Annotated in this window: 12 protein-coding genes; 7 read left to right on the top strand and 5 right to left on the bottom strand. The window is 58.7% G+C overall.

What is annotated here, in order from left to right:
• Window positions 1-193: 193 nt before the first annotated feature.
• Window positions 194-883 (bottom strand): hypothetical protein, encoded by a 690-nt coding sequence (locus GBJ34_RS19545; RefSeq protein ID WP_151720856.1) that lies wholly within the window; start codon window positions 881-883, stop codon window positions 194-196.
• Complete coding sequence (locus tag GBJ34_RS19540; protein ID WP_151720855.1) at window positions 876-1670, bottom strand: nucleotide-binding protein; 795 nt, start codon at window positions 1668-1670, stop codon at window positions 876-878. The genes GBJ34_RS19545 and GBJ34_RS19540 overlap by 8 nt, the downstream gene beginning before the upstream one ends.
• A gap of 89 nt (window positions 1671-1759) precedes the next feature.
• Between GBJ34_RS19540 and GBJ34_RS19535 the strand changes: the two genes are divergently transcribed.
• The 4 genes from GBJ34_RS19535 to GBJ34_RS19520 all read left to right on the top strand — a co-directional run bounded on the left by GBJ34_RS19535 (window position 1760) and on the right by GBJ34_RS19520 (window position 5839).
• Window positions 1760-2482 (top strand): hypothetical protein, encoded by a 723-nt coding sequence (locus GBJ34_RS19535; protein ID WP_151720854.1) that lies wholly within the window; start codon window positions 1760-1762, stop codon window positions 2480-2482.
• 224 nt (window positions 2483-2706) lie between these two features.
• On the top strand, window positions 2707-3030 hold the full coding sequence (gene mobC / locus GBJ34_RS19530; RefSeq protein ID WP_151720853.1) for a plasmid mobilization relaxosome protein MobC: 324 nt from the start codon (window positions 2707-2709) through the stop codon (window positions 3028-3030).
• Window positions 3027-5510 carry a relaxase/mobilization nuclease domain-containing protein gene (locus tag GBJ34_RS19525; protein WP_151720852.1) on the top strand — a complete coding sequence of 828 codons (2484 nt, stop codon included), beginning with the start codon at window positions 3027-3029 and terminating at the stop codon, window positions 5508-5510. The genes mobC and GBJ34_RS19525 overlap by 4 nt, the downstream gene beginning before the upstream one ends.
• 2 nt (window positions 5511-5512) lie before the next feature.
• On the top strand, window positions 5513-5839 hold the full coding sequence (locus GBJ34_RS19520) for a hypothetical protein (RefSeq protein ID WP_151720851.1): 327 nt from the start codon (window positions 5513-5515) through the stop codon (window positions 5837-5839).
• A gap of 49 nt (window positions 5840-5888) precedes the next feature.
• On the opposite strand, the gene istB is transcribed toward GBJ34_RS19520, so the two are convergent.
• From istB to GBJ34_RS19505, 3 genes are all read right to left on the bottom strand, one after another.
• Window positions 5889-6683 (bottom strand): IS21-like element helper ATPase IstB, encoded by a 795-nt coding sequence (gene istB / locus GBJ34_RS19515; RefSeq protein ID WP_151720850.1) that lies wholly within the window; start codon window positions 6681-6683, stop codon window positions 5889-5891.
• On the bottom strand, window positions 6673-8205 hold the full coding sequence (gene istA / locus GBJ34_RS19510; protein ID WP_151720849.1) for an IS21 family transposase: 1533 nt from the start codon (window positions 8203-8205) through the stop codon (window positions 6673-6675). The genes istB and istA overlap by 11 nt, the downstream gene beginning before the upstream one ends.
• Before the next feature lie 118 nt (window positions 8206-8323).
• Entirely contained in the window at window positions 8324-8569 is a 246-nt protein-coding gene (locus GBJ34_RS19505) for a hypothetical protein (RefSeq protein ID WP_151720848.1), read from the bottom strand.
• A 251-nt stretch (window positions 8570-8820) separates the two neighbouring features.
• On the opposite strand from GBJ34_RS19505, the gene GBJ34_RS19500 reads away from it, so the two are divergent.
• The 3 genes from GBJ34_RS19500 (at window position 8821) to repC (ending at window position 11310) form a co-directional block, all read left to right on the top strand.
• A complete protein-coding gene (locus GBJ34_RS19500; protein WP_151720847.1) occupies window positions 8821-9132 on the top strand; it encodes a hypothetical protein in 312 nt (103 codons plus the stop codon).
• 153 nt (window positions 9133-9285) lie between these two features.
• Complete coding sequence (locus tag GBJ34_RS19495; RefSeq protein WP_226341290.1) at window positions 9286-9786, top strand: hypothetical protein; 501 nt, start codon at window positions 9286-9288, stop codon at window positions 9784-9786.
• 294 nt (window positions 9787-10080) lie between these two features.
• The gene (gene repC / locus GBJ34_RS19490) at window positions 10081-11310 is read left to right on the top strand and encodes a replication initiation protein RepC (RefSeq protein ID WP_151720846.1); all 1230 of its coding nucleotides are present in this window, start codon (window positions 10081-10083) and stop codon (window positions 11308-11310) included.
• Window position 11311 lies beyond the last annotated feature (1 nt).

The raw sequence follows: 11311 nt of genomic DNA, 5'->3' as shown, positions 1-11311 counted from the left end.
CGACACCATCGCCCGCATCCCCGACTACAAGATCACAAAGGTCGACGACCTGCTGCCATGGCGCTGGAACAGATAGCGGTCAGACCGGACGCTTACGGCGGTTCCCTTCTTCGTCCCGAAGCGTCATACCGCATGAATAAAGGGGGCGTTCGGCTTGTCCGAACCCCCCCTCAAAACCGTCTGTCGATGTAGATCAGAAGCCCGCTTTCTTCAGCTCAGCGTCAATGGCTTCATTAAAGAGCGGGTCGCACCAGGCCTTGAAGACCTTTCCGCTTCCATTCAGTCCATGAGGATCATTTCTCTGAAGCACACGTTCCAACAAGTCCACATCAACGCTCAGACCGCCAATATAGTAGAGCCCCTTTGATGCGCTTCGGCGTGCCCCTTCGATCGGCGGAACATCGAGCGTGTCGGCCAGTTTCGTCAGAAAGGCTTCTCTATTCTGATCCCAAACCTTGCGTAGCACGAGTTGCGCGCGGGTCCGTGCGGTCTGGCTATATGCCTCAACACGCTCACGCAGTTCAGGGCGCACAGTCAGAGAGATCTTCAGGAGCGTCTTTGTTTGCGAAGCGTCCGCCTTGACCACCTTCATTGGTCGCCCCCGCGAGGGCGCCTTGTTTTTCACGCCTTCATTCGGTTGTGCAGGCGGTGAGGAAATTTGCTCTACCGTATCTTGAGGTGCCTGCGTTGAGGGCGTTTCATCCCCTGCCCTATCAGCGGTGACTTCATCAGCAACGGAAGTTGGAACAGGCGCAACTGGTTCCATCACGGCAGAAGGAGTTGCTGAAAACCCGGCATAGAATGTGTCCTCAGCAGGTGCAGGTCGAGCTCTGGCCTTTTTCAGTCGTTCCAGAAGGGCATTGTTGGGAGACGCATTAGCCATGTGTTGTCTCCAATTCTTCTGCTTGCGGTTCTGGCAAGACAAGTCCCATCCGTGTCGCGTCAATATCGTTCAACAGGTCTGTTGCCTCAATCAGCGCCCGCTTAACATGCGAAGCAAGAGCTTTGGTTGATTTGCCTTCTGCGATCTTATGCAGAAGACCGTTTGCCGTCATTTCCTTGTAAGCGGCGCGCTCACCAAGGAAGCTCGACAGCATGTTCATGGTCTCAAAGGCACGCTCGATGAAGTGCTGTTCGGTGGCGCTTTGGAGGGCTTGCCTCTGGATCATGTTGAGCATGACCATGAGTGGCGCAGCCCGATCCCCTTGCGCGGCGAGCTTATCGGCCAAACGCCGATACCATGCCAGAGTTTCAGTCGTCTCAGCAAAGTTGTCCTTGTCAGGGATGAGAGGCGCAATCGCAAAGTCGGCAATGGTCAGAATATCGGCATAGGCTGGCGACGCCCCGCCAAACGTGTCGATGAGGATCAGATGCTCCTGGTCTTGATAGCGAGCAGCCTTCTCGATCGTCTCAATGACTTGATCCAGGCTGGTCGTCGGGACTGCCTTGATGTTGTCCGCCCAGAGGCCTTTGGCCGTTGCCTCTTCCATCCAGAGGTAGTTGGATCGCGACACATCTGTATCAATCACCGTGACGCTCTCACCTCTTGCCGCCGCAGCAGAAGCCAGCGCCTTGATGGTGGTGGACTTCCCCGCGCCGCCCTTGCGATTGATGACAACAATCGTGCGAACACCCCGTGGCGTTTCATCTGTCAGTTCGTTCGATGCCATGCTCTATCCTGCTCATAGTTCATAGTGCGCAATTTATTCATCATCGTTCATAGTCGATTGTTCGCACTTTGTTGCTCATTCTTCATTGTTTGACCTTCATTGTCCATACCCTATCGTTCATCGTTCATCGTTCATCGTTCATCGTTCATCGTTCATCGTTCATCGTTCATCGTTCATCGTTCATCGTCTATTGTTTATTGTTTATTGTTTACTGTCCGCTGATGATCCTTCATCCTTCATCCTTCATCCTTCATCCTTCATCCTTCATCCTTCATCCTTCATCCTTCATCCTTCATCCTTCATCCTTCGCTGTTTGCTGTTCATACTTTATACTTCATTCTCAATCGTTGATCCTTCGTGAATTTCAGCCCTCGCTTTCGCATCTGCTTGTAGTCTGTGTGGGCATCTATGGCTCGGGTTCCTCAAATGGCCGCAAATCTGGCGCAGGGAGGGCCTTGGCGGGTTTGCCGCGTGGGTGGTGGCGGCTTGTGCGTAGGCGCGTTCTGGCCCCTTTCTCCGCGGCTCTGCGTGAGTGGGGGCTTTGTGTCCCGATTGCCCGTCTGGTCGATCTTGCTGAAAGGTTGCTGTTGGGCTCGCGCCTAAAGGCACTCGGCCCAGGGCGCGTGGGGCGTCCTGGGCTGATCAGCTTGCGCCGATCACCGCAGTTGAATTGCAGCCCGTCACAATTTTCCGCCCGTGAAGCCTTCTCCCTTCGGTTGAGCGTTGCCACGGTCGGAAAAATGCGCCAAACTGCAATGGAAAGATGGCAGGAAATGCAAGTTGTTAACAAAATGGGTAGTTTGAGCCTGTGACGCCAAAACGTCCCTCTCGCATCAGCCCGGAAGAGCGGGCACGCATCATTCAGGCTCTGAAGGATGGCGGCACGGTCACGTCCATTGCGGAGCAATTTCAGCGGGAGCCCAAAACCATCCGCTCGGTCAGGGATCGAGAGGTGCCGGAGGCAAAAAGAGGGCCGAAACCAAACCTGCTCGGCTTCCGCTTGACCCAAGCTGAGATCGGCAAGTTGGAGGCCGGGATGGCAATGTCAGGCCTCAAAAGCCGGTCCGAATATGTTCGGATGCTCATCCGAACTGCCGCAGGTGATCTTGCTTTGGCCCCGGAAGATCAGGGCACTATCGGAGAATTGCGCGACGAGCTGGCGAAGATCGGGACCAATATCAACCAGCTTGCCCGCGCCGGGAACTTCGGGAAGGCCAAATTTACCCCCGCCCAATGGGAAGATGTGCAGGCCCTGCGCCGTGATCTGGACCGCATGCGCATGTTCTTCGAGCGGGTGTTCGCGGAGCTGCGCGGCCAGAAATCGGGCTTTCGTGTCGCGCCCAAGGATGCCGCCCCGTGAAATACGACACTGGCCTCATCCTCGCAGAGATCGAATTTGCGAAGCCCATGCGGCGTCCGGGGGGCGCCCCCGTCGGCGCAGCCAAGCCAAAGGCTGGCGGGGCATGGGGCAAGGCGGCCAATTTCTATGCCTTGTCGGGCGGCTCCAAGGCCGTCGTCCTGAAGAAGATCCATAATGGCGGCTGCAAGACCAGCGGCAGCCTGAGCACGCAGGTCAACTATGTCTTCGGCAAGGCGGAGAGGATTTTCGGTTCGGGCGTCGAGCATGAACCCGATGCCAGGAGCCTGACCATGGATGAGCGGGCGGCCATGGTGAAAGAATGGTCGGAGGGGTGGGGCAAGGGCCGCACCCCGGAGAACGGCCATACCTCGCATCTGCTCTTGTCTTTCCCGGCAAAGACCAACCCCGAAAAGGCCTTTCGCATCGCGGAAGCCTGGGCGGCCGATATGTTCGACAACAAGGCGCAGCGTGGCGACAGCTGGTCCTATATGGCGGCCCTGCACATCGACCGGGATCACCCGCATGTCCATATGATCATCAAGAACCGTGGCCGGGATGAAGGCCAATGGTTCTTCATGGCGCAGGGTGCGACCTTCGATCTGAAGGACATGAAGCAGCGCGTGGTCGAATTGGCGGCCGAGGCAGGCTTGAGCCTGGACGCCTCCAGCCGTGTTGAGCGTGGCATCCTCACCTATGGCCCAAGCCGGGGCGAGATCGAAGCCGCGCGGCGACAGGGCCGTGAGGTCATTGAAAAGGCCCGCACCGGCGCGGCCCTGCACGCCGCGCTGCGCGACATTACCGACAGCATCAAGGTTCTCTCGTCGCTTGCTGGCATTTCGCACATGGTTGGCGACCAGCCGCGTCGAGAGACCTTCAACGCGATGCGTGATGCCCTCGTGGGCCGCAAACCAATTTCCCATGATCTAGTGAAGGAGTTTTTGATGGAAACGGCGGGCGCAAAGGTGACCGAGTTTGGCAATTATGTTGCGAACTGGATGGTCGAAACCCAGAAGTCGATTGATCGGTTGCCGCCGGATCGGCGTGCCGAAGTGCAGGACAGGTATAACAAGGCGGCTGCCTTGGGACTGGAAGCCATCGGCCAGCAACGGGCCGCTGAGCTTGTGAAGCAAGCCCCGCAAAGCGCACTCTATGTGGCGCGTTCGGCGGAACCTGCGGCGCAGCCTGTTTCCGAAGAGAAGCGAGCCAACCTGCAAAAGGTCATCGAGACCCAGGCTCGCGCTTTGGGTGTGACAGAAACCATTCGCGGTGAAGGCGCAACCGCAAGCGAAGCGGTCAAGTCCAGTGTGGGCCGACTTGCCGCCGCGATTGGCTTGAGCCGCGAGGATATGGAGGCGCGCGTTTCGAACGGGGCACCAAATGCGCTGATCGAGCGCACCTGGATCAGAGACGATCTTGCCAAGGTCGCTGAAAAGATCGGGCGTAGCATGGACAGCGCAGAGGGCAGGCAGGCCGTGTCCAGTCGCGTTGATGCGTTTTACACGGCGGCGAGCAAGATCATCGCAGCCGGGCTGGCGCGTGAGGTCGAGCGTGACCGAGCCCCTGATGTGAACAAGTTCGTCAAGGAATGGCTTGAAGAAAGCCAGAAGGCGGTCAGAAGCGCCCCGGAAGATAAACGCGCTGTTGTGCGGGAACAGCAAAACGAAGCCGCTGCGCTGTCGCTGGAAGCCAGTGGACAAAAGAAGGAAGCCAATCTCGCGCGCCAAGCAGCCCTAACGCCGCTTTACTCTCCACGCTCGGAAACGGATGGCGCGCAACGCCTGTCGGAAGGGCAGCGCGCGAAGTTGCAGCAAGTGGTCGAGACTGAGGCCCGCGGTCTGGGCGTGACCGAGACCCTGCGCAGCGAAGGGGTTTCAGCGCGCGAGGCCGTCAAGTCTGCCGTGGGTCGTCTCGCAAGTGCGATTGGTCTGGATCGGGAGGCCGTTGAAGGCCGGTTCGCGAATGGTGCGCCAAATGCGCTGGTGGAGCGGCTTTGGGTCAAGGAAGACTTGGCAAAGGTTGCTGAGAAAGCCGGGCGCCCGCTCGATACCGCAGACAACAGGCAGGCCATGGCCCAAAGGCTCGATGCTTTCTATAACGCTGCCGCCCGCATCATCGCTGTCGGGATGGAGCGGGAGGTTGACCGCGACCGGAACCTCGCCAAGACCCTGGGTGATCTGGGCAAGGCATGGCAGGCCAGCGGCAAGGTGCAGTTCGCGAACGATGAAAACGCTCGTGACTTCGCCGCAGACATGAAGAGCAAGTTCGGCCCCGAAGTCATGCGCGAGATTGCCAGCGGCAAGACCGATGCGCTGGCGCGCGACATTCCCGATGCCAAGCAGCGCGAGGCAGCCGCCCGCGCCATCCTCTCCGCCGCGCAACAGCATGAGGGCATGGGCATCACGCTCGATGAAGCCCGGAAAGGGGCTGAGATCTACCGCACCCGTGCTGCGCGTGGGCATGATCAGGGCTTGGAGCGCTGATCATGAAAACCGCTCTGCAAACCACCGCCGGGACGCTGATCGGCCTCCTGGCAGGGCTCCTTGTTGCCTCGATCTATGTCACGCTCTCTCTCGGACGGCAGCTTTCCAGCCTCGATCCGTTTCTGATCGTGACAGGGTTCCCGGGCTGGCGGGCGCTTGGCGCGCAGCCCTGGCAAACCGGCTGGCTCATTGCCCTGTCAGGCGCTGCTTTGGCCCTGATTGGCTCCATCGGCTTCAATCTCGCGTCCCGCCTGACAACTTATGGCGAGTCCCGCTTCCAGTCTCCCGGTGAGATGAAGCGCAATGTGTTGATTTTCACCCAGAACTGAGCCGGTTTTTTCACCGAGAAGTGAGCCACCTCTGATTATGGATTTCGGTTCATGCTGGGGTCAAGGTCGGGCTTGTCTCCTTCTTTTTCCGGGCTGCAGCTGCTGAGCTTGCCTTGAACCGGAAGCTGTCGTTGCCGGTTTCGAGGATGTGACAGCGGTGGGTGAGGCGGTCGAGCAAGGCTGTGGTCATCTTGGCATCTCCAAAGACCGTGGCCCATTCGCTGAAGCTCAGGTTGGTGGTGATGACGACGCTGGTGCGTTCGTAGAGTTTGCTCAGCAGATGGAACAGCAGGGCCCCGCCCGAAGCGCTGAAGGGTAGATAGCCCAACTCGTCGAGGATCACGAGGTCGAGCTTGGTCAGGGCTTCGGCGATCTGCCCGGCCTTTCCCTTGGCCTTTTCCTGTTCGAGGGCATTGACCAGTTCGATGGTCGAGAAGAAGCGGACCTTCCTGCGGTGATGTTCTATGGCCTGGATGCCGAGGGCGGTTGCAACATGGGTTTTGCCGGTGCCCGGACCGCCGATCAGGACCACGTTCTGGGCGCCATCCATGAACTCGCAGCGATGCAGGGTCCTGACAGTGGCCTCGTTGATCTCGCTGGCGGCAAAGTCGAAGCCCGAGAGATCCTTGTAGGCCGGGAACCGCGCGGACTTCATGTGATAGGCGATGGAGCGCACCTCGCGCTCGGCCAATTCGGCCTTCAGAAGTTGCGCGAGCATCGGGATTGCAGCTTCAAAAGCTGGCGCGCCCTGTTCGATCAGGTCGGTCACGGCCTGGGCCATGCCATACATCTTCAAGCTGCGCAGCATGATGACGATGGCACCAGCGGCTGGATCATGACGCATGGTGGCCTCCGGCGATCTGGCTGCGAAGGCCGTCATAGCGTTCGACGTTTGCCTTGGGTTCACGGCGCAGGACCAGCGCCTGCGGGGTATCAAGGGGCGGCCCGCCAACCACCTTGCCGTCGACCAGCCGGTGCAACAGGTTCAACACGTGCGTCTTGGTCGGCACACCCTCTGCGAGGGCGAGTTCCACGGCGGTCAGCACGGCTTGCTCATCGTGGTGTAGCACCAAGGCAAGGATGTCGACCATCTCGCGATCACCACCGGGCTTGCGCAACATGTGATCCTGCAACTGTCTGAACGCAGGCGGTAACTCCAGGAAGGGCGCGCCGTTGCGAAGGGCTCCGGGCTTCCTTTGCACGACCGCCAGATAATGCCGCCAGTCGTAAATCGTCTTTGATGGCAGCTTGTGGCTGCGTTCGATCACGCGCACATGTTCGCACAGGATGTTGCCCTCGGCCGCCACGACCAGCCGGTCCGGATAGATCCGCAGGCTGACAGGACGGTTGGCAAAGGAGGCCGGAACGCTGTAGCGCGTCCGCTCGAAGCTGATCAGGCATGTGGGTGAGACCCGCTTGCTCAACTCCACAAAGCCATCAAACGCGACGGGCAGCGGCATCAGGGCGGCGCGCTCCTCGGCCCAGACATCGGCGATGGTGCCTGACTGTTTGCCATGCGGGGTCTCCCGCCACAACTCGAGGCAACGCTCTTCCAGCCAGGCATTCAGCGCGGCAAGATCTGGAAAGTCCGGCATCCCTTGCAGCATCTGGTGACGAGCATCCCGGACGTTCTTCTCAACCTGGCCTTTCTCCCATCCCGCGGCTGGATTGCAGAACTCGGGGTCATAGACATAGTGGTTCGTCATGGCGAGAAAGCGCATGTTGATCTGCCGTTCCTTGCCTCGGCCGACACGATCCACCGCCGTGCGCATGTTGTCGTAAATGCCCCGCCCCGGCACACCACCGAAGACCCGGAAGCCGTGCCAGTGCGCGTCAAACAGCATCTCATGGGTCTGCAAGGGATAGGCACGCAGCAAAAAGGCCCGGCTGTGCGACAGCTTGATATGCGCGATCTGCAGCTTTGTGCGCTCGCCGCCCAGCACGGCAAAATCCTCGCTCCAGTCGAACTGGAAGGCATCGCCAGGGTCAAAATGCAGCGGAACAAAAGTCCCGCGCCCCGTCGTCTGCTGCTCGCGCTGCCGATCTGCCCGCCACTGTCGCGCAAACGCCGCGACCCGGGCATACGAGCCGGTGAAGCCAAGCGCCACGAGATCGACATGCAGCTGCTTCACTGTGCGCCGTTGTTTGCGCGACTTGCCGGCCTCGGTCTTCAGCCAGCCTGCCAGCTTCTCGGCATAGGGGTCAAGCTTGCTGGGCCGCTCCGGCGTCGCAAATCTTGGCTCGATGGTATTCGCCGCCAAATGCTTGGTCACGGTATTGCGCGACACGCCCGTCAGCCGCGCAATCTCGCGGATCGACAGCTTCTGCCGCAAGTGCATGCGTCGGATGATGTTCAAAAGTCCCATGTGGATCACTCCGTTGCCCCCGTCGCTCACCGCTTTGGGGGAAGGTTCACATGGCTCAGTTCTCAGTGAAAATTATGCGCCTAACCGGCTCAGTTCTGGGTGAAAATCAACAGGTGCCTTAATCAGCAGCCTCGCCGGAGACGGCTTTTGCGCTGCCTGCCACCATCCCGGTTGCGACCAGCCCAACTTGGCGCGGAGTCTTCAATTCCGCAATCTCCAAAATCGCCGCCATGCCTGCCAGCCCGATGTGCGTTCTGAAGACCTTCTCTCTGGACTTTTGATTGACCAGAACGAAGCGTTCTCCATCAGCCACTGCATAAAAGAGCCATTCCCCTGCGTAAGGAGCCTTCTCTTCAGGGGCCAAGATGCACTCGATTTCAATCGTAGTGCCTGGCTTCCTTGCGAGAAGTAGAAAATCTCTCTCTTGGACGATAGGCAAGGCCCTTCTGTTCCTCATGCGTCATACCTTGCTGAAATCAACAAGGCACGTCTAAACCACAAACTGTCACGGCGCTAGGATTAGGCCGAAGAGGTGTCATTTGCAAGTCAAAAAAACAAAACAATGAGATATGTGTTATGATCACCTAGCTTACACTTGATCGTTGATTTGCTCTCATGATACGCAAGCGTCAAATGAATGGCCCTTGCATGTTTCGATGGTTCGCGCTCACGGCGATCATAGCCGTGACTGCCCCCAACGCAGGTTTGGGGCAGATTTACGGAGATTGCCTTCCACCTCAGAGCCCCACATGGGCTTTGGAACGTCCGCATACCGATGAGAACGACAGGTTTGTGCAGGACGAAGTGGCCGCATACTTCTCCGCCGCCTCCAACTATCTCGCTTGCATTGACGATGAGCGGGCCAGGGTTATGGCCGAGGCTCAATATGTGACCGATGTGTTCAACGAGTATCTGGAATCGAGGTGACCAATGAGAAAGATAACGGCCTCTGCTGCAATCGCCCTTGCCAGCCTATCAGCGCCGGTGATGGCCCCAGCCTACCCCATTGATTGCGCAATCCTTCTTTGTCTAGCCGGGGGGTTTCCCTCATCTGCGGAATGCACTGCGTCGAAGGTGGAAATGATACGGCGGATCACGCCGTTTCCGATTGAGCCGCCGTTGCAGCTCTGGAATTGTCCGATGACGATCCCGGCCAGTCTGGTGGCCGAGCTTGCATTGCCGACTCCCGACATTGGGCTGGATGGTCTGACACCCGATGTGCGGGCTTTTCGCGATGGCATCGAGATCTATCACATCAGCCAGTATCGCCGCTGGCAAAGTGATGGCGATGTGAACGTGATCGACAATACCTCAAAGGGTGTCTACGGGGCCGACGGACGGTTTTCGTGGGTTCCATCCAGTTATGAGCGTGGCCCTGCATGGCTGGCGGAGATTTCAGGCGGACGCACCATTTCTGTCCAGACCTGCACCCGCGATTCGGGCGGCGACAATGAGACCTGCATTTCCTGGGCAACTCATACCGAAAACCGGGCAGGGAACGGCTTCGGCTCCCTCAGAGGCGTTGCCATTCGCACCCGCGACCATGAGGGGAAATACACCACCGAGTTCGCGCGTTACTAAATCATGGAGGGTCGCTTGCCAGTAACCACAATGTTTGCGATTGAGCCGAAATCCTGTATCGCTGTGTGGATAACTGGAATCGCGGAGCAGACAACGACGATCTGAAAATAGAAACCCCCGCGCGGGGAAACCGGCGGGGGGGGAAACAAACAGGACGCCAATCCTGAAAGCCACTTCAAACTTAAGGCCCTTTGTATCCCCTCTCCGAAATGCAGACAAGAAAAAAACGCAGTTTCTGCGAACAACCTTCTGCATCTTCCCGGTCCTTCGCGCTCACTGCAACGAGACGAGGATATGAGACAGGCAACATCAAAACGTGCCGCTGCGGCGGACTTCCCCGCATTGCCCGGCACCATGCAGCGCAGCCAGGTTGAGCAGTTAATCCGGCATAATCGGCGGGCCATCGGACTGACCAAGGGGCAGACCGAGGTTCTGCTTGCTATGATGGATCAGACCCGCCCCTGCGACTGGACCAGCGGATGTGCGGAACCAGTCTGCTTTGCGCGGCAAATGACCATCGCAGCGATCACGCAGACGACTTCCAAAACCGTCCGCGACACTGAGCGTGTGCTGGTGCGTCTCGGGCTGGTGTCAAAGGTAGTGGCCGACAACGGCCACAGAGGCAGTTTTGCTGGCGGCAGTGTCGTGCATGGCATTGGTTTCGCGCCGCTCATCGAGCGTGTCCCAATGCTCCTCGATCTGGCGGAAGCCGAGACGCAGCGACGGCAGGCGATGGAAGCGCGCCGCAAAGAGTGCAGCGCCGCCCGCCGCGTGTTCAGGATGGCCCTCGCGCAGATGATGGAATGCGCGCCTGACCATCAGCTCACGGCCGAGGCCTTGAGGGCATTTCAAGAGCTGCCTCGCCGCTATGACGGCATGGACCTGCAAGAGCTCGAAGCCCTTTTGGAGCATGTGGACAATATTGCGTCTAAGCTCCTGTCAGAACTCGATTTGCAGGACAAAATTTCCGGCACGCCGGAAGCCAGCTTCCGCCTATATATACAAGATACAACCTATGAAGACTCTGAAATCTGTAACGCCTCCGACGTCATGAAAAGGCCAGCCTGCAAGCAGGCTGAAACCAATTCAGGAGGCACGGCGCAAAGCGCCGCGCATGGCTTAGAAACTAAGCCTCCCTTGGCCGACCGCGGACACAAGCCTGAAATCACCGATAGCTTCAGCATGAGGCAGATTTATGCCGCAGCATCGGATGATTTCCGGCTCTATCTCGATGCGCTTAAGGGCGATGCGCCGCTGCCCAACGCGCTTCATCTGGTCCGCGCAGCCGTCCAAATGTTGCGCGAACTCGGGATCAACGAAGATGCCTGGAACGAGGCGGTCACTGTCATGGGCCAGATCAGGGCCGCTGTCAGCGTCTTGATCATCGACGCAAATCGGTCACACCCGATTACCCCAATTCACAAGCCAGGCGGGGCACTCCGCGCATTCTCCCGTCGCGATCTCGCAGGCCAATTGAACCTCGATGGCAGCCTGATCGGTCTTCTAGGGCGGTCTCTGGCATGAT

The organism is Gemmobacter serpentinus, assembly GCF_008973825.1.
GTDB classification, from domain to species: Bacteria; Pseudomonadota; Alphaproteobacteria; order Rhodobacterales; family Rhodobacteraceae; genus Gemmobacter; species Gemmobacter serpentinus.
This window is presented reverse-complemented; position numbering and strand designations above follow the sequence as displayed.